The organism is Pseudovibrio sp. SCP20, assembly GCF_057774105.1.
In genome coordinates this window covers 344392-363451 of record NZ_JBYMDH010000003.1, presented here as the reverse complement: position 1 = coordinate 363451, position 19060 = coordinate 344392, and the positions used below count along the sequence as shown (strand labels likewise).

Genomic DNA, 19060 nt, shown 5'->3' with positions numbered 1-19060 from the left:
ATTGAAAACCGTCGGCTATTTGGTCGGCGGTTTTCTTTTTGTCTGTTGGCGTTTGCCGGTTGTCTTCAGCATGCGTTGAAAGGACGGGCACTCCAGATGGCTTGGGGCGGGGCAGTCGGCCACGTGGTGCAGGACATCGCGCAGGGCGGTGAGTTCCTTGATTTGCTCGTCGATCTGATCAGCGCGTTCCCGGATCTGATCTCTCGGGATTTGCAGCTGACCTTGCTCTGAAAACATGCCAGCGATCTCGTTCAGCGAAAAGCCGCCTGCTTTTGCGAGGGTGATCAGGGCCAGCTTGGTCAGGATCTGCGGCTCGTATTGGCGCCTGAGGCCGTGCCGGGTGACAGACTGAATGAGCCCGACTTCCTCATAATACCGCAGGGTGGAAGGCTTTACGCCTGAACGCTCGGTGATCTCTCCGATATCCAGCAGTTTCATGCTTGACCTCAAGTTGACTTGAAGTCGTATCCTGATCCCAACAGGGCAATTTTGCAAGAGGATAAGCAAATGAAACAAGTGCACGTGGAGCCCACACAACAAGTCTGGAAAGACCCCAGAGCTATTGCTTTGCTGATGGCAGCCACTTTGACGGTGATGGCGAATGCAACCATCAGTCCGGCGCTTGCCGGGCTGGAGGAGATGTTCAAAGATGATCCGAATGTGTTGTGGCTGTCCCGGCTTCTTGTTTCAACGCCTTCGCTGACTGTTATCATCTGCGCTCCGCTGGCCGGGGTGATTGCAGACCGTTATGGTCGGCGAGTGTTATTGCTCGTTGGTGTTTTGCTGTTTGCCGTTATGGGGAGCGCTGGGCTGTTTCTGCCGGATCTGACGAGCATGTTGGTGAGCCGCTTGGGGCTTGGCGTGGCTGTTGCCATGGTGATGACGGCGCAAACAGCTTTGATTGGCGACTACTTTGTTGGTGATCAGCGTAGTTCTCTGATGGGTTTGCAGACGTCTGCGCGTAACTTTGGTGGCTTTCTGTTTATCTCCATGGCTGGTGTGTTGGCGGTGAGTTCTCCGAGGTTGCCGTTTGCCATTTATGGACTGGCGTTGCTGATGGTGCCGTTTCTGTGGCGTTACATTAGTGAACCCGCAAAGCATGCCGGCGGAGCACGGAAAACCGCCAGTATGGAAGGCGATGGTTCTCCTATATGGGCATTGTTGTTGGGAGCGTTGGCTGTCTTGCAGATGCTGACAAACATGATCTTCTTTCTGATGCCAACGCAATTGCCGTTCTTCTTGGATGCGCAAGGTTATGACAGTGCGAGTATGACAGGCGCCGCACTCGGTGCGTTGATGTTGTCTGGCGGAACGGCAGCGTTGCTTTACGGGCGGATCAAAGCGCGTGTTGGGTATAGCGGCGCGTTCACGTTGGCCTATGGATTTATGGCAATGGGTTTGATGTTGCTGACACTGCAAAGAACATGGAGCGTGTTCCTTGGAACGGCCGCCATGGGGGCAGGTTATGCGCTGGCAATGCCGAACTTTCCGGCTATGGCTTTGCAGGTTGCGCCGAGTTCACGTCGTGGCATGGCGGGTGGGGTTTTGACATCCTCAGTCTTCCTCGGTCAGTTCCTTTCCGTGTTCGTTAGTATTCCGCTGATTGCAGCTGTTGGGTTTGCCGGAACTTTCCAGATCGTTGCGACTGCGCTGATGTGTATGGCTTTGGTTGGTTTGCTGGTGTTCATCTGGCGTTCTTTCCGTAAAGCGACGACTGCGTTTGTACGGCTGGAAAACTGAACTTAAGAGCCTACGAGAGCGTCAGCTTCACCAAGAAGAACCGTAGATTTTTGTTGATGCTCTTGTTTGCTCTGGAATAGTACGTAGACCGCGCAAATCGAAGCTGTCATGGTGCTCCGATTGCCGCGCTTGGGACGCGGTGAGATGAGCGCTTAGAACAGTTGGTAGGAGCCGAGATAAAGGCAGACTGTTTTAGGTGATGTAATGCCTTTGACATGGTTGCCATGTAAGAGCAGAGGCATAACTGAAAGCGTGCCTTTTAAGGCCTTATCTTGGAATAGCCGCATGAGTGATTTGCCGGTTTTAGGCGCAGCAATGTGCGTCAAACATCTTCCTCAACATCGTGAATGGTTGCTGGAACTTCCCCGAGACCTTGAACTGCAAGATTTCTATAACTGGAAATTGCTGGACAATGGGTGTGATGACCTGATTGCAGAAGCGAAGAAGCTTCTGGATGGTCATGAAGGACGTCTCGGTTTGCATGGTCCGTTCTATAATATGGATCTGTCTGCAGCTGATCCGCTGTTTCAGCAGGCGGTTCGCAAGCGGTTGGATCAGGGCATTGAGCTGTGTGCCAAGATGGGTGCAGACCAGATGGTGTTGCACAGCCCCTATACGATCTGGGATCACAACAACCTGGATATTTACGACAATGGCCGTCAGATGAAGCTGGAGATGATCCATGCCAACCTGAAGGATGTTGTTGCCAAGGCTGAGGACATGGGCTGTGTCATTGTGCTGGAGAACATTGAGGATCTGGATCCGTCCTACCGGATGGACATCCTGAAGAGTTTTGACAGTGAGGCTCTGGCGCTTTCCATTGATACCGGGCACGCTCACTACATGCACTCCTGCTATGGCGCGCCGCCGGTTGATTACTTCATCAAATCCGCAGGCAACACTCTGCAGCACGTGCATATTCAGGACATTGATGGTTATGCAGATCGTCACTGGAATCCGGGTGAGGGATCTATTCCGTGGGAGCCGCTGTTTGCGGAGCTGGCAAAGCTGACGAGTAACCCACGTCTGATCCTTGAGATCATGGATGAGACCACTCTGCGCAAGGGTGCGGATTATCTGGTTGGACTGGGTGTTGCCAGATAACAGAAGCGCTTGCTTTTGTGATGAGATTTTGAGGCTGGCGGAGCTGTCAGCCTCTTTGCTTATGAGCGATCCGAAGTAACCAACAAAACCAATTGTGATCGCGGTGTGTGACGTCCTCATGGGAGGCAAATTATCGACTCGGGACAATCGTGGGTAGGTATGGGAAATTGCCCCACCCCTTGCTGATTGAGCATGGAATCTTATGGTCTGAGGTGGGAAAAGCTCCTTATTGGCGAGGCTGATAGGTTAAAATCACTAGAGCGACTTGGCCAAATTCTTTCTTTCGCCTCTGTAAAAACTGTGAGTACTTCTGGTTGTAATTGCGTTTTGGGTGCGTGTAACTCGCAGAAATCCCTGCGTAAACTCCTATCAATACTTCGTTTACCATAATTGGTGATAACTACCAGATGTTAAGGGGCATTCTTTTCGGTTTGGACATGTGGGTTCATTGACGTCCCATGCTATCCCATGGTATCCCATAGGCTCCCGGGGAATTCCGGTGTGTACTTCAGTAATCTTGTTGTTTTTGCCTGATTTGAGCGCTGGCTCTCCAAGGAGTGGAGAGTTGTTTGATGTGCCGATGACAGATCAAGAAGATCTGGCTCATTAAAGAGGGGACCAATGGCTGGTTTTGTTTCGCACTTCACCAATCGGGTGGATGCAAAGGGTCGTGTATCGATCCCTGCGCCATTCCGTGCGGCGTTGGCGAAAGACGGCTTTGAAGGTCTCTACTGCTTCCCATCTCCTTTTCAGGAGGCGGTTGATGCAGGTGGCAACGGACTTACCGCTGAAATCCAGAAACGACTAGATGCGTTTTCGACGCTTTCCATGGAGTACGACGCTCTGTCCACGGCGCTGTATGGTGCCAGTGAGACGCTGAAAATTGACCGGGATGGCCGGATTGTTCTGTCTGAGATGATCCGCAACCACACTGGCATTGACGGCGAAGTCACGTTTGTGGGGCAGGGGTTTAAGTTTCAGATTTGGGAACCGACCAGGTTCGCCAAGCACCGCGACGAGGCCATGAAGCGGGCGCTTGCAGTATTGTCTTCCGGCGGTGCGCCGGGGGCAGCAGCCGGAGGGGCACTATGATGACGGGCGGCGACGGAGACAAATCCGGTATCGCTGGCGGACCAGCGCGTCACATTCCAGTCCTTCTGGATCGGGTGCGGGAGGCAATGGCCCCCGCGCCGGGTGATGTGATTGTTGACGGCACATTTGGTGCCGGTGGTTACTCCAGCGCATTTCTTGAGGCTGGAGCCAGTGTGATTGGTATTGACCGGGACCCGGATGCGATCCGGGATGGTCGTGCTTTGGAACAGGCGTCTGATGGGCGCCTGAAGCTGGTTCACGGACAGTTTGTTGATCTTGAAGAGCATGCACGCGCGCTCGGCCATGATGCGGTTGATGGCGTGGTCATGGATCTTGGCGTTTCTTCCATGCAGTTGGATCAGGCTGCGCGTGGCTTCTCGTTCCGCTTTGATGGGCCGCTTGATATGCGCATGGAGCAGGATGGGCCAAGCGCTGCGGATGTGGTCAACACCATGGAACGCAAGGACCTGACACGCATCATCGGATTGCTTGGTGAGGAGAAGCGCGCTTCCAGTGTTTCCCATGCCATTTGTCAGGCGCGTGAAGAGAAGCCTTTTGAGACCACGCTTGAGCTTGCTCGCGTGATTGAAAAGGTGGTGAAGCGTAATCCGAAGAAAGCCAGCATTCATCCGGCGACACGCACATTTCAGGCACTGCGGATTTATGTGAATGGTGAGCTGCATCAGGCAGCGGGTGCGCTGGCTGCGGCAGAGCGGATATTGCGCCCGGGTGGGCGTCTGGTTGTTGTGACGTTCCATAGCTTGGAAGACCGCATTGTGAAGCGGTTCCTTGCGGATCGTTGCAAGACCCGCGGTGGTGGTTCTCGCCACATGCCAGAGGTGGATATTCCGCCTCCGACTTTCGAATTTATCGTGAAGGGCAATCAGGATGCCAGCGTTGAGGAGGTTTCTGAAAACCCTCGCGCACGGTCTGCTCGTTTGAGAGCAGGGCGCCGGCTGGATTCGCCTGCACGACCATTAGATATTCATGAGGCTGGCGTTCCGCGCCTTGCTTCATTCCACGGACTAGGGGGCTAGGCTATGCTGCGCTTCGTTAATCTGTTCTTTGTTGTTGCAGTGGTTATTGGCGCTGCGCTCGTTTACGACATCAAGATGTCCAACGAAAACCTTGCCGATCAGGTGCGTCAGCTCTCTGCTGAGATTGCCAAGGAAAAGGACGAGATCCGCTACTACAAGGCCCAGTGGAGTGTGCTCAATCAACCGGGGCGCCTGCAGGGTATCGTTGATCGTTACAACGATATTCTTAAGCTTGAGCCTTTGCGTGCAGAGCAGATTACGACACTGAAGGCATTGCCGGTTAAGCCTGTTCTGATGGAGCCAGTTTCTGCTGATGCGATGAGCGGTTACGCCAGTCGCGTTACATCCGTGCAATAAGGGAGGAGCTCGTGGCCAGGAAAGCTGACAGCTCCTTTTTGAGGCGGTCTAACTTCAATCAAAAACATGGCACTACAGCGATGCGGGTTCGTGGCCCGGGTCGCTCTCGTATTGTTTTTGCCATGACATTGTTCGTGCTTGTGTACGGCGCGATTGCCGGTCGTCTGATCTTGCTTGGATTGCAGGATGGAGATCCAGCTCAGCGTTTCCTTGCTGCGCAGAGTACGGTTGCTCAAGCGCGCCCGGATATTGTTGATCGCAATGGTGAAATCCTTGCGACCGATATCAAGAGTGCAGCGCTTTATGCTGAGCCGCGCAAGATCCCGGATACGGATGAGGTTTTTGATGGCCTGATCTCCGTGTTGCCCGAGCTGGACACGCCTGCGATCAAGAAGCGTCTGGAAAGTAATGCGCTGTTTACGTGGCTGAAGCGTGAGATCACGGTTGAGCAGCGTCAGGCTATTCATGCGTTGGGTCTGCCGGGTGTTGGCTTCCGTGAGAGCAATAAGCGGTTTTATCCGGGTGGCCAGACTGTCAGCCACATTCTTGGTACGGTGAATGTCGACAACCAAGGCCTTTCCGGCATGGAGAAGTATGTCGATCAGGCGTGGCTGAAGGATCTGCAGGATCTTGGCTTTACGCAGGACCGCAACATGGAGCCTGTGAAGCTTTCCGTTGATCTGCGTGTGCAGCATGCGGTGCGTGATGAGCTACGTCGCTCCATGGAGTACTACAAAGCCAAGGCGGCGATGGGTGTGGTGCTGAAGGCAGACACTGGTGAAGTGATTGCCATGACGTCTCTGCCAGACTTTGACCCGAACAACCGTCAGCAGGCGCTTGAGAAATCTCGCATGAACCGTGTCACCGGCGGTGTCTTCGAGCTGGGCTCAATCTTCAAGGGCCTCACCATCGCGATGGCGCTTGATAGCGGCAAGGTGAAGCTGGAAGACGGGTTTGATGCGACCAAGCCGATCCGTGTTGCTGGTCAGAAGATTGATGATTTCCACGGTAAGCGCCGTGTGTTGTCTGTTCCTGAAGTATTCATTTACTCGTCCAACATCGGTACCATCAAAGTTATGCAGCGTGCTGGTATTGAGGTGCAAAAAGAGTTCCTGTCAAAGGTTGGCCTGACCGAAAAGATGAACACCGAGATGCCTGGCGTTGCGCGGCCTCTGCTTCCTCCGAAGTGGAACGAGCTTGCTGCGATGACTATCTCGTTTGGTCACGGTGTGGGTGTGACGCCGTTGCAGATGGCTGTGGCTGGTGCAACGCTGGTCAATGGCGGCAAGTATCTTGAGCCAACCTTCCTGCCTCGCAGTGAGGAAGAGGCGGACAAGCTTGCCAAACAGGTTCTGAAACCAGAAACCAGTGAGATCCTACGGTATCTCAACCGCGAAAACGTTCTGCGCGGATCCGGTCGGCGGGCTGCTGTGCCGGGTTATGACGTTGGCGGTAAAACTGGAACAGCGCAGAAGGTTGTGAATGGCCGTTACGCGGAAGGTGTTTATTTGAACTCCTTCATGTCGGCGTTCCCGATGTCCAATCCTGAGTATCTCGTTTTGATTGTGTTGGATGAGCCGCAAAAAGTGGAGGGGCAACGTTATTCCACCGCAGGGTGGAATGCTGTGCCAACCACTGCATCTGTTATCCGCAGAATTGCACCAATGCTCGGCGTGGTGCCTGATTTCGCAGATGACGCAGAGACAATTCCGGTTTCCTATCAGAACCGGAACTAAACAGGAGAGGTGAATGGGGCAATACATGGAGATTTTGGGGAAATATGAAGACAATTATTCTCCGAAACTGCTTTGCCACATTCATGTCTCATAGGCCGGACATATCGACGCTATGTTGCTTAAAGACCTTACAAAACAAGAGATAGACTCCGCCGCAGGCGATGGGCCGGACGGCGCTGGTGCTCTCACTATTTCGGGGCTTACTGCTGATAGTCGGGCAGTGGAGCCCGGTTTTGTTTTTGCTGCCCTGAAGGGCGCGAAAGTTGATGGTGCACAGTTTATCGAGCAGGCCGTGGACGCTGGCGCTGCTGCTATTTTGATTGATGCAGACCGTATTGATGACGACATCCGCAAGAAGGCCAAACAGGCTCCTCTGATCGCTGCAAAAGATGCGCGCCGGGAACTTGCTTTGATGGCTGCGGCCTTTGCTGGCAGGCAGCCAGAAAAGATGGTTGCAGTCACGGGAACAGCTGGCAAAACGTCCGTTGCTGTTTTCGTTCGTCAAATCTTTGAATATGCCGGGCTTGTTTCAGCCAGCCTTGGTACTATCGGTACTGTGACCTCTACCGGTCAGAGCTACGGTGGTTTGACCACGCCTGATCCTGTGTCTTTGCATCAGGATCTGAAGCGTCTGGCAGAAGATGGTATTACCCACGCGGCGATGGAAGCTTCCAGTCATGGGTTGGATCAGCACCGCCTAGATGGTGTGCGCATTGTTGCTGCTGGCTTTACTAATCTTGGCCGGGATCACATGGACTACCACCCAACGGTGGAGGATTACCTGCAAGCGAAATTGCGCCTGTTCCGTGATCTGCTGCCGGATGACGGTGTTGTGGTCATTGATCCGGAAGCTCAGTTTGCAGACCGCGTGTTGGAAGTTGCCAAAGAGCGTGGCCTGAAGACCTTTACCACCGGGTTCTTCGGTGAAGACCTGAAGGTGCGGAGCGTTCAGCCGGAAGGGTTTAGTCAGGTTCTTGAGCTGGAGACTGCTGAAGGCGTGTTCTCCGTTGCTTTGCCACTTGCCGGCGATTTTCAGGTCAGTAATGCTTTGATTGCGGCAGGTTTGGCGATTGCTGCTGGCGTTCCGCTGCAGACTGCTTTGGAAGCTTTGACGGTTTTACGCGGTGCTCCGGGCCGTATTGAGCATGTTGGCACCCGCGAGAACGGGGCGCTGGTGTTCGTTGATTACGCCCATAAGCCAGAGGCATTAGAGAATGTGCTTGCGGCGCTGCGTCCGTTTGCGCCGGGTCGCCTGATCAGTGTGTTTGGGTGTGGCGGTGATCGTGATGCTGGTAAGCGTCCGATGATGGGTGAGATTTCGGCACGACTTGCTGATGTTTCCATCGTGACGGACGATAATCCGCGCACTGAAAATCCAGACAGCATCCGCGAAGAGATTGTTGCTGCTTGTCCTGCTGCGCTTGAGATTGGGGATCGTGCGCTTGCCATCCGCCAGGCTGTGAAGATGCTGCAGGAAGGGGATGTGCTTTGTGTGGCTGGTAAAGGCCATGAAACAGGGCAGATTGTTGGAACTGAGGTTCTGCCTTTCTCTGATCATGAAGAAATCCAAAAAGCGCTCGCAGAAGCCTCTGAAGAAAATGGCGTTTCTTCTGTTGCTGAGGGTGGTTCGCCAGAACTCTCTCTTGAGCTTGATGAGTTGGATCTTCTTGCCGATGAAGGTGATGAGTTAGCCGCTGCTGAAGCGCTTGATGATGATGATCTGCTGGCGGCTGTTCAAGCGGGTGTGGACGAGCTGGAAGCTGCTCTGCCGGAAAATCCTGATGACGCACGTGATCAGGAAGAAGAAGACTGGCTGGCGCTGGAAGAAGAAGTTCTTGGTGCGGACGATCTGGCTGATGCGGAGCTGGCTGATGTTGAAAGTCATGACCCTGACTTTGGCAAGGATGGTTTCCCGAATGTTGCGGAAGATACGCCTGATGCGCTTGAAGACGAGCTGCTGGGTGATCTAGCGGCTATAGAAGCCGAAGCCGAAGAGAATGTTGAGCCCGAGGTGTCGGCTGCATCTGATCAAGATGATGAGAGCACAGCGGATGCGGATGCATTTCTTGCGGATGAAGGTATCGAAGAGGTTGCTCCCGAGGTTGCCGAGGATGTATCGCAGTCCACTCAACCGGATGAGCAGGACGGTGCAGACGCCCTTGGTGGACTAGGCGCTTCTGAGGAACCTGCTGCTACGCCGGAAATCGCAGATTCTGAGGCTAAAAACAGCGAAAAACCACGCCTCAAGTCAGCGATAGACAAGCCTGAGTGGACTATCGTCCCCCACATCAACCTATTGGACCCGGAAATTAAGTCGGAATATGAGCGGCAAATGATTGAACTGCCTGAAATAGATCGTGGGCCGCTGTGGCTGCTCAGCGATTTTCTGGAGGCGGTAGATGGGGATGTTCACGGTGATCTGGCGGATGACATAACCGGAATTTCCATTGATAGCCGAACGATCCAACCCGGAGAGGCCTTCTTCGCTATCAAAGGTGAAAACTTCGACGGTCACGCGTTTGCGGGAACGGCTGTTGAAGCTGGTGCTTCTGTGGCTGTTGTGTCGCGTGAAAAGCTTGGTGAGCTGCCGGAAGGTGGGCGCTATGTGGCCGTTGATGATGTGCTGAAAGCGTTGGAGCGCCTTGGTGTGGCTGCTCGCGCCCGTTCAAAAGCACGGATCATCGCGGTGACTGGCTCTGTCGGTAAAACAGGCACCAAAGAGGCTTTGCGTCTTTGCTTGTCCAAATCCGGCATCACTCATGCGCCTGTGGCGAGCTTTAACAACCATTGGGGTGTGCCGCTGACACTGGCGCGCATGCACGCAGATACCGAGTTTGGTATCTTCGAGATTGGCATGAACCACCGCGGTGAGATTACGCCGCTGGTGAAGATGGTTCGCCCGCATGTTGCGATTGTGACCACCGTTGAGCCTGTGCATCTGGAAGCGTTTAACTCCGTTGAAGATATCGCCCGTGCGAAGGCTGAGATCTTTACCGGTATTGAACCGGGTGGTGTGGCGATCCTGAACCGGGACAATCGCCAGTATGATCTGCTCCGGTATCTGGCTGCTGTGGCTGGCGTGAAGAACATCGTCAGCTTTGGCATGCAGCCGGGCGCACAGTCCATTGCCAAGAAGGTTGCGGTCAATCCTGATTGCTCCTGCCTCAATGCCAATATCCTTGGGCAGGAAATCTCCTACAAAATCGGTGCCCCGGGCGCACACCATGTGATCAACTCACTGGGCGTGCTGACTGGTGTGATGGAGCTGGGTGCGAACCTTGCATTTGCCGGTTTGGCTCTGGCTGAAATGTCCGCGCCGAAAGGCCGTGGGGCGCAGACTGTTCTGGATGTGAATGGTGGGACTGCACTGCTGGTGGATGAGAGCTACAACGCCAACCCGGCCAGCATGCGTGCAGCCATCAATCTGGTGGCTGGATTGCCGGTTGAGAAGAATGGCCGTCGTATCGCCGTATTGGGGGATATGCTCGAATTAGGTGCAGATTCTGACAAGCTGCACGCAGACCTTGCGCGTGAACTGGAGCGCGCAAAGATCGACATCGTTTATTGTGTGGGTACTCACATGAAGGTGCTCTGGGAACGGTTGCCTGCACAGACCAGAGGCGCCTATTCAGAGACCTCCGACAAACTGGAAAAAGACCTGCTGTCGGAAGTGCGTCCCAACGACATCGTGATGGTAAAGGGCTCCCTTGGAACCCGTATGGGTCCACTCGTGGATGCTTTGAAGAAACGTTTTCCTGAACCGGCTGCAACCGGTAAGTCCTGAGGTTGACTAAATGCTATATTTGCTGGCGGAGCTTTCAGAGGTTTATCCTTCCCTGTCTGCGCTGAATGTTTTTAAATACATTACGTTCCGTACCGGCGGCGCGATTATGACTGCTTTGCTGTTTGTGTTCCTGTTTGGCCCACGCATCATTGATGCGTTGCGTTCGCGTCAGGGTCACGGACAGCCAATTCGTGAAGACGGACCTCAGAGCCATCTGCTGACCAAAAAAGGCACGCCAACTATGGGCGGCCTGATGATCCTTTCCGGGATGATTGTGGCGACGTTGCTGTGGGCTGACCTTCGCAACCCTTACACCTGGATTGTTCTGGGGGTGACTGTTGGGTTCGGCCTGATCGGTTTTTATGATGACTATCTGAAAGTCACCAAGTCTTCGCACAAAGGCTTTGGTGGTAAAGCTCGTTTGGGTCTGGAGTTTTTGATTGCTGGCCTTGCTGCGTTTGCGGTGACGCTTCTGGATTCTGAGCCATTTTCCACCAGCATCGGCTTTCCGTTCTTTAAAGAATTGACGCTGAACCTTGGTCTGTTCTTCATCCCATTCGCTGCCTTTGTTGTTGTTGGCGCGGGCAATGCGGTGAACCTGACTGATGGTCTGGATGGTCTTGCGATTGTTCCGGTGATGATTGCTGCTGCCGCTTTTGGTCTGGTGGCTTATCTCACTGGTAACGCTGTGTTCTCCAACTATCTGCAGATCCACCATGTGGCGGGCACTGGTGAGCTTGCCGTTGTGTGTGGTGCAGTGATTGGCGCAGGGCTTGGGTTCCTGTGGTTCAACGCTCCACCTGCTGCGATCTTTATGGGTGATACCGGTTCTCTTGCTCTGGGCGGTATGCTGGGTGCGATTGCGGTTGCGACCAAGCATGAGATCGTTCTGGCGATCATCGGTGGTCTGTTTGTTCTGGAAGCGGTTTCCGTGATTGTGCAGGTTGCTTCGTTCAAACTGACTGGCAAGCGTGTGTTCCGCATGGCGCCAATTCACCACCACTTTGAGCATCTGGGCTGGACTGAGAGCCAGGTGGTTATTCGTTTCTGGATCATTGCTGTTGTTCTGGCACTGATCGGCCTCGCCACACTGAAGCTGCGCTAGGAGGCCAAAAGCATGATCCCTATCCATCATCTTGCAGGTAAAGAAGTTGCGTTGTTCGGGCTCGGTGGTTCCGGGCTCGTGACTGCGCGCGCGCTTGAGGCTGGTGGGGCTCGTGTAGATGTCTGGGACGATAACGAGGTAAGTGTGGCCGCTGCTGAAGAGCAGGGGCTTGCTGCGATTGATCTGCGCGATGTGGACATGACACGTTATGCGGCACTGGTTGTTGCGCCGGGTGTGCCGCTGACCCATCCGACACCGCATTGGAGTGTGGTGCGGGCTCAGGAAGCTGGCATTCCGGTGATTGGGGATGTGGAGCTGTTTGTGAATGAGCGCGAGGCGGTTTGCCCGGAAGCGCCGTTTGTTGCGATCACTGGCACCAACGGCAAATCTACGACCACTGCGCTGATCTCGCATGTCCTCAAAGAATGTGGCATGGATGTTCAGATGGGCGGCAATATTGGTCGCCCTGTGCTGGACCTTGAAGGTTTTTCTGAAGATCGCGTCTATGTGGTTGAGGTCTCCTCCTACCAGATTGATCTTGCTCCAAGCCTTGCGCCCGATATCGGGGTGATGATGAACCTGTCGCCGGACCATCTGGACCGGCATGGCAGCATGGAGAACTATGCCGCCATTAAGGAACGTCTTGTGAAGGCGGCGCGTCTGGCTGTTGTGGGCGTGGATGATGAGTTTAGCGCAGCCATTGCGCAGCGCCGGGCGGAGAGTGGTGAGCCGATTGAGCTGATCTCCTGCCACGAGCCGGTTGAGTTTGGTGTTTACGCCGCTGATGGCAAGGTCATTGAAGTTTTTGACGAAGAGCAGGTGGTTGTTGCTGACCTGTCTTCCTCCAACACTTTGCGTGGCTCTCACAACGGGCAGAATGCATCGGCAGCGGTTGCTGTATGTGCAGCGCTTGGGCTGGAGCTGGACGAGATTGCCGGTGCTCTGGCAACGTTCCCAGGTCTTGCGCACCGGCTGAAGCTGGTGGCTGAAGCGGGCAAGGTTCTGTTTGTGAACGACAGCAAGGCAACCAACGCAGAAGCGGCAGCACATGCGCTGGCTGCGTTTGACCGGATTTATTGGATTGCGGGTGGCCGTCCGAAAGCGGGCGGTATTTCATCCCTGAAGGCTTACTTCCCGAAGATTGTTAAAGCGTACCTGATCGGCGAAGCGGCGGAAGAGTTTGAGCAGGAACTAAGCGGCTCAGTTGAGGCACACAAGTTCGGCAGTCTGGATATGGCTGTTGAAGCGGCAGCGCGTGATGCGGCGCGTGACAAGAGCAAAGAGGCAGTGGTTCTGCTGTCTCCGGCTTGTGCGTCCTTTGACCAGTTCAAGAGCTTCGAAGTTCGCGGGGATGCATTTGAGAGCGCGGCTGTTGCTGCTGCCAAAATGCTGAATGGTGAGGGGGCACGCTGATGGTTTCACGTACGGATCGCAGTGCGTTTGCAGAATGGCTTTGGACGATCGACCGCTATATGCTGATCGGCATCTTCACGCTGATGGTGTCCGGTCTGGTGTTGTCGCTTGCAGCCAGTCCTCCTGTAGCTGAGCGTATCGGACTTGAGAGCTTTTACTTCGTGAAGAAGCAGGCCATCTTCCTTGTTCCAAGTGCTGCGCTGATGCTGGGCGTTTCGGCACTGTCTCCGCGTTATGTGCGACGGGTGGCTTTGCTGGTGTTCTGCGGCATGCTTGTGTTGCTGCTGGGGACGCTGTTCTTCGGCACGGACATTAAAGGCGCGCGGCGCTGGGTGAGCCTGTTTGGTGTTTCCATTCAGCCTTCCGAGTTTATCAAGCCAGCTCTTGTTGTGATCGTGGCGTTTCTGCTTTCTGAGGGGCGCAAGGCGCAGGATGTGCCGGGGCAGCTGACTTCCATTATCCTGTTTGGGATTGTGGCGGCCATGCTGATTGCACAGCCTGACTTTGGTCAGACCATGCTACTGACGATCGTGCTGTTTGCGCTGTTCTTCTTGAACGGGTTGTCGTGGCTGGCGATTGTGCCGCTTGGCGTCATGGGCATTCTTGGGGTGGCGGCTGGCTTTACGTATCTACCGCACGTGCGCGGGCGTATCATGCGCTTCCTTGATCCTGCTTCCGGTGACACCTACCAGATTGATAAAGCAATCGACTCCTTCATTGCGGGCGGTTGGCTTGGTCGTGGGGTGGGCGAAGGCACCGTGAAGCGTATTCTGCCTGATAGTCATACAGACTTTATCTTTGCAGTTGCAGCAGAAGAATACGGCATCATCGTGTGTGTGGTGCTTGTGACTGTGTTTGCGTTTGTTGTGCTGCGCGGCCTTTACATGGCGATGCAGGATCAGGATCCGTTTGGCCGTCTGGCCTCTTCCGGTCTGATCGTGATGTTTGGCCTGCAAAGCTGCATCAACATGGCTGTGAACCTGAACCTTATGCCATCCAAGGGCATGACACTGCCGCTGATTTCGTCCGGTGTGTCTTCCCTTATGGCGATTTCCCTGACGATGGGGTTTGTGCTGGCGCTGACGCGGAAGCGACCGCAGCCGCGTAAGAACCCGATTATCACTGTTACCCGCGCTGCACCTTTGCAGCACGCTTAGAGAGTTTTGTTTGTGTCGGAGAGTGAAATGAAGCCGAAGATTATGCTCACTGCTGGAGGAACGGGTGGTCACCTGTTTCCTGCGCAAGCGCTGGCCAGTGAGCTGACGCGCCGTGGGTATGGTGTTGAGCTGATCACAGATAGTCGTGCTGACAAGTATGGCAGTGCGTTTCCGGCGGACAAGGTTCATCTGGTCAAGAGTGATACCATTCGCGGCAAGAACCCGATCTCTCTTGCAAAGACTGCGATCAAGCTTGGTCTGGGTACTTTGCAGGCGATGAAAGCAATCCGCGCGGCCAAGCCTGCTGCGATTGTTGGCTTTGGCGGGTATCCGACATTTCCGCCTATGTTTGCGGGGCGCCTATTAGGTATTCCATCCATTCTGCATGAAGCCAATGCGGTGATGGGCCGGGCGAACCGTATGCTTGCCAAAGGGGCAAGTGCTGTTGCGACCAGTTTTCCGCTTAAAACACTGCCTGCTGATCTGGCTGCCAAGGCAACCATGACGGGCAATCCTCTGCGTGACAATGTGATTGCTGTGTGTGGTCAGACCTACAATGCGCCGGAAGAAGGTGGAGCGTTCCATCTGCTGGTGTTTGGTGGCTCTCAGGGCGCGCGCGTGTTTTCTCAGGTTCTGCCGGAAGCGCTGAAACAGATGGCGCCAGAAGATCGCGAGCGGCTGGTGATTGTGCAGCAGGCCCGACCTGAAGATCTGGAAGGCCTTGAAGCTTCCTATCGTGAGATGGGTGTTGCGGCGCAGGTGGCGTCCTTCTTTACAGATTTGCCTGAGCGCATTGCAGCAGCGCATCTGGTTATCAGCCGTTCCGGTGCTGGTACCGTTTGTGAGCTGGCAGCGATTGGGCGTCCTTCTATTTTGGTACCTCTTCCAGGTGCCCTTGATAATGATCAGGGCCTAAATGCGAATGTGCTTGCTGAGGCAGGTGGCGCATGGCCGATCCCACAAAAAGAACTTGATCCGCAACGACTGGCCCGTGAGCTGAAAGAACTCATGGATAATCCGGGCCGTCTTGCACAGGCAGCACAGGCAGCACAGGCGCAGGGCGCGCCGGAAGCTGTACAGCGCCTTGCGGATCTGACCGAAACACTTGTTGGTGCTGCACCGGCAACTGAACAGAAAGAGATTACCTCATGAAAATGCCAGTAGACATTGGGGGAGTGCACTTCGTCGGTATCGGCGGCATCGGAATGAGCGGTATTGCAGAGGTTCTGCATAATCTTGGGTATCGTGTGCAGGGCTCTGACATGTCCGAGAATGCGAACGTTCTGCGTTTGCGTGAAAAGGGCATCAAGGTGATGGTGGGTCACGCTGCCGAAAACCTTGAAGGCGCTGATGTCTGCGTGATCTCTTCTGCGATTAAAGGAAGCAACGTTGAGCTGAAGGCTGCGCGTGAAAACAACATGCCTGTTGTGCGCCGCGCTGAAATGCTGGCAGAGCTGATGCGCTTTAAGCAGGCGATTGCCATTGGCGGCACGCACGGCAAGACGACGACAACCTCCATGGTTGCGGCGCTGCTGGATGCTGGCCACATGGACCCGACTGTTATCAATGGCGGTATCATCAACGCATACGGCACCAACGCCCGCATGGGTGAAGGCGACTGGATGGTGGTTGAGGCAGACGAGTCCGACGGGACTTTCGTCAAGCTTCCTGCCGATATTGCTGTTGTGACCAATATCGATCCTGAGCACCTTGATCACTACGGTGATTTCGATGGGGTTCGTGCTGCGTTTGCGCAGTTTGTTGAGAACGTGCCGTTCTACGGTTTTGCGGTTATGTGTCTGGATCACCCTGAGGTGCAGAGCCTTGTGGGACAGATTGAAGATCGCCGCATCATCACCTACGGCACCAACCCACAGGCTGATGTTCGCTTTACGGATGTTTCCACCAAGGGCGGCAAGTCCATCTTCTCTGTGAGCATTCATGATCGCCGTGGAGACAAGGTGACTGAGCTGAAAGATCTGGTGTTGCCAATGCCGGGTCTGCATAACGTTTCCAATGCGACGGCTGCGATTGCGCTGGCGCATTCTCTGGGCATCTCTGGTGAGAACATCCGCAAGGGTCTCGCGAGCTTTGGCGGTGTGAAGCGTCGCTTCACGCATACTGGCTCGTGGAATGGCGTTGAGTTCTTTGATGACTACGCGCACCACCCTGTTGAGATTAAGTCTGTTCTGCATGCAGCGCGTGAAGCGGCTGAGGGTAAGGTGATTGCTGTGATGCAGCCGCACCGCTTCACCCGTTTGCAGAGCCTGTTTGAAGATTTCTGCGCTTGCTTCAACGATGCGGACAAAGTGGTGATTGCACCTGTGTTTGCAGCGGGTGAGCAGCCGATTGAAGGTGCTGATCAGCCGGACTTGATTTCTGGTCTGCGCGCTGGTGGTCACCGTTCAGTTCACAGCATTGCGGGCCCTGATGAGCTGGCTGGCAAGATTGCGGAGTTGGCTGAGCCGGGTGATCTGGTGATCTGCCTGGGTGCAGGTAACATCACTCAGTGGGCTTACAAGCTGCCAGTTGAGCTGGAAGCACTCTCCCCAAAAGGAGAGACTGTATGAGCCAGAGCGTAAGCTATCCTGATCTGCTGCCACTGCTGGGCGATGCTGTCGAAGATATTCGTGGTCGTCTGATCCCGAACCAGCTGCTGTCTGCTGTGACCTGGTTCCGCGTTGGCGGGCCTGCTCAGTTGATGTTCCAGCCTGCGGATGAGGCTGATCTGGCCGTGTTCATGAAAGCGCTACCTGAAGATGTGCCTGTGACCGTGGTTGGGCTGGGGTCTAACCTGCTGGTGCGTGATGGTGGCATTGAGGGCGTTGTAATTCGTCTGCCGATCCGTGGGTTTGGTCAGGTTGAGTATCTGGGCGGTCATAAGCTGCGGGCAGGGGCGTCTGTTCCGGACAAGAAGCTGGCGGAAGAAGCTGCGAAGACTGGTACAGGTGGTTTTGCGTTCTACACCGGTATTCCGGGTGCTGTTGGTGGAGCGCTACGCATGAATGCAGGGGCTCACGGTACCGAGACAAAGGACCGGGTTGTTAACGTTAACGCGGTGACAAGATCTGGTGAAATCCTCACTCTTTCCAATGAGGAAATGGGCTATGCCTATCGCCATTCTTCAGCCTCCAAGGACCTGATTTTTACCAGTGCGGTGTTTGAAGGTTTTGCGCAGAGCGAAGATGAGATCCGCGCAGAAATGGCTGAGGTTGTTGCTCATCGCGAGAAAGCGCAGCCGATCCGCGAGAAAACCGGCGGCTCCACTTTCAAAAACCCTGAGGGCAACAGTGCCTGGAAGGTAGTTGATGCAGCTGGATGTCGTGGATTGCAGATCGGCGGCGCAAAAATGTCGGAATTACACTGCAACTTTATGTTGAACGTTGCAGACGCTACCGCTCACGATTTGGAAATGCTTGGCGAGACCGTGCGGTCTGAAGCATTGGCAAAGACCGGGACGCGTCTGGAATGGGAAATCAAGCGCCTTGGGGCGTTTGTGGACGGAGCGGCGATTGAGCCGTTTTTGGGTAAGGCGGACTAACTCCGTTCACGTGTTGTTTTAGGCGTTTTAATCAGGATTGGGTTTTGTGATGACCAAGCATGTTGCAGTTTTGATGGGTGGATGGGTTGCTGAGCGCCCTGTTTCTCTGTCTTCAGGCAAAGACTGTGCGGATGCGTTGGAAGCTGCTGGTTATCAGGTGACCCGTGTGGATGTTGACCGCAACATCTCTGCTGTTCTTCAGGACCTGAAGCCGGATGTGGCTTTCAATGCGTTGCATGGCCCGTTTGGGGAAGACGGGGCTATTCAGGGTATTCTTGAGGTGCTCGATATTCCGTACACCCACTCTGGTGTGATGTCCTCTGCGCTTGCCATGCACAAGGAAAAGGCGAAGGCCGTGATGAAGGCGGCTGGTGTGCCGGTTGCTAATTCTCTCGTGGTGAGCCGCGCTGATGCTGCGCGCCGTCATGTGATGGAACCGCCTTATGTGATCAAGCCAATCAACGAAGGGTCTTCTTTCGGCGTGTTGATCGTGAAGGAAGGGCAGGAGTACCCACCGCAGGAATTGACCCGTGATGATTGGGAGTATGGTGAGTTGCTTATGGTCGAGCGCTACATCCCAGGCCGCGAGTTGACGTGTGCGGTAATGGGTGATGTGGCGTTAGGGGTACTAGAAATTGTACCGCTGGGGCACGCTTACTACGATTATGATGCAAAATACGTCCCAGGCGGTTCACAACACATACTTCCTGCGGAAATTTTACCATCTGTTTACCAAGAAATACAAAAATCAAGTCTCAAGGCACATCAGGCTCTGGGGTGTCGCGGCGTTACACGCGCCGACTTCCGTTTTAACGAAGGACCCGGTGGCCTAGGAGAACTGATCTGTCTTGAGGTGAACACTCAACCCGGCATGACGCCAACATCACTGCTACCTGAAATCGCGGCGCACGCCGGACATGATTTCCAAGAGTTGGTGAGTTGGATCGTGGAGGACGCAAGTTGCGGAAGATAAAGGCAAAATTTGATGCATTGC

General features: G+C 54.5%; 15 protein-coding genes. 14 read left to right on the top strand and 1 reads right to left on the bottom strand.

Annotated elements, in window-relative coordinates; translation table 11 throughout:
* Nucleotides 1-15: 15 nt before the first annotated feature.
* Entirely contained in the window at nucleotides 16-438 is a 423-nt protein-coding gene (locus AC3CB2_RS14290) for a helix-turn-helix domain-containing protein (RefSeq protein WP_008548141.1), read from the bottom strand.
* Nucleotides 439-507: 69 nt separating this feature from the next.
* Here AC3CB2_RS14290 and AC3CB2_RS14285 point away from each other — a divergent pair, with 69 nt between their 5' ends.
* From AC3CB2_RS14285 to AC3CB2_RS14220, 14 genes are all read left to right on the top strand, one after another.
* Entirely contained in the window at nucleotides 508-1740 is a 1233-nt protein-coding gene (locus AC3CB2_RS14285) for an MFS transporter (RefSeq protein WP_352933545.1), read from the top strand.
* 285 nt (nucleotides 1741-2025) lie between these two features.
* A complete protein-coding gene (locus tag AC3CB2_RS14280; RefSeq protein ID WP_054785231.1) occupies nucleotides 2026-2844 on the top strand; it encodes a sugar phosphate isomerase/epimerase family protein in 819 nt (272 codons plus the stop codon).
* Between the two features lie 621 nt (nucleotides 2845-3465).
* The gene (locus AC3CB2_RS14275) at nucleotides 3466-3936 is read left to right on the top strand and encodes a division/cell wall cluster transcriptional repressor MraZ (protein ID WP_008547354.1); all 471 of its coding nucleotides are present in this window, start codon (nucleotides 3466-3468) and stop codon (nucleotides 3934-3936) included.
* Nucleotides 3936-4973 (top strand): 16S rRNA (cytosine(1402)-N(4))-methyltransferase RsmH, encoded by a 1038-nt coding sequence (gene rsmH / locus AC3CB2_RS14270; RefSeq protein WP_208982202.1) that lies wholly within the window; start codon nucleotides 3936-3938, stop codon nucleotides 4971-4973. The genes AC3CB2_RS14275 and rsmH overlap by 1 nt, the downstream gene beginning before the upstream one ends.
* Nucleotides 4974-4976: 3 nt before the next feature.
* Complete coding sequence (gene ftsL, locus AC3CB2_RS14265) at nucleotides 4977-5330, top strand: cell division protein FtsL (protein ID WP_008547620.1); 354 nt, start codon at nucleotides 4977-4979, stop codon at nucleotides 5328-5330.
* An 11-nt stretch (nucleotides 5331-5341) separates the two neighbouring features.
* On the top strand, nucleotides 5342-7066 hold the full coding sequence (locus tag AC3CB2_RS14260) for a peptidoglycan D,D-transpeptidase FtsI family protein (RefSeq protein WP_352933540.1): 1725 nt from the start codon (nucleotides 5342-5344) through the stop codon (nucleotides 7064-7066).
* Between the two features lie 112 nt (nucleotides 7067-7178).
* Nucleotides 7179-10850: a UDP-N-acetylmuramoylalanyl-D-glutamyl-2,6-diaminopimelate--D-alanyl-D-alanine ligase gene (locus AC3CB2_RS14255; RefSeq protein ID WP_352933537.1), complete on the top strand. Its 3672-nt coding sequence runs from the start codon at nucleotides 7179-7181 to the stop codon at nucleotides 10848-10850.
* 10 nt (nucleotides 10851-10860) lie between these two features.
* Nucleotides 10861-11955 (top strand): phospho-N-acetylmuramoyl-pentapeptide-transferase, encoded by a 1095-nt coding sequence (gene mraY / locus AC3CB2_RS14250; RefSeq protein ID WP_008548111.1) that lies wholly within the window; start codon nucleotides 10861-10863, stop codon nucleotides 11953-11955.
* Between the two features lie 12 nt (nucleotides 11956-11967).
* A complete protein-coding gene (gene murD, locus AC3CB2_RS14245) occupies nucleotides 11968-13368 on the top strand; it encodes a UDP-N-acetylmuramoyl-L-alanine--D-glutamate ligase (protein ID WP_352933535.1) in 1401 nt (466 codons plus the stop codon).
* The gene (locus AC3CB2_RS14240; RefSeq protein WP_352933532.1) at nucleotides 13368-14525 is read left to right on the top strand and encodes an FtsW/RodA/SpoVE family cell cycle protein; all 1158 of its coding nucleotides are present in this window, start codon (nucleotides 13368-13370) and stop codon (nucleotides 14523-14525) included. The genes murD and AC3CB2_RS14240 overlap by 1 nt, the downstream gene beginning before the upstream one ends.
* A 27-nt stretch (nucleotides 14526-14552) precedes the next feature.
* The gene (gene murG, locus AC3CB2_RS14235) at nucleotides 14553-15677 is read left to right on the top strand and encodes an undecaprenyldiphospho-muramoylpentapeptide beta-N-acetylglucosaminyltransferase (protein ID WP_008547994.1); all 1125 of its coding nucleotides are present in this window, start codon (nucleotides 14553-14555) and stop codon (nucleotides 15675-15677) included.
* Nucleotides 15674-17095: a UDP-N-acetylmuramate--L-alanine ligase gene (murC, locus tag AC3CB2_RS14230; RefSeq protein ID WP_352933530.1), complete on the top strand. Its 1422-nt coding sequence runs from the start codon at nucleotides 15674-15676 to the stop codon at nucleotides 17093-17095. Before murG ends, murC begins: the two co-directional genes overlap by 4 nt.
* Complete coding sequence (murB, locus tag AC3CB2_RS14225; RefSeq protein WP_352933528.1) at nucleotides 17092-18066, top strand: UDP-N-acetylmuramate dehydrogenase; 975 nt, start codon at nucleotides 17092-17094, stop codon at nucleotides 18064-18066. The genes murC and murB overlap by 4 nt, the downstream gene beginning before the upstream one ends.
* Before the next feature lie 49 nt (nucleotides 18067-18115).
* On the top strand, nucleotides 18116-19039 hold the full coding sequence (locus AC3CB2_RS14220; RefSeq protein ID WP_054782681.1) for a D-alanine--D-alanine ligase: 924 nt from the start codon (nucleotides 18116-18118) through the stop codon (nucleotides 19037-19039).
* Nucleotides 19040-19060 lie beyond the last annotated feature (21 nt).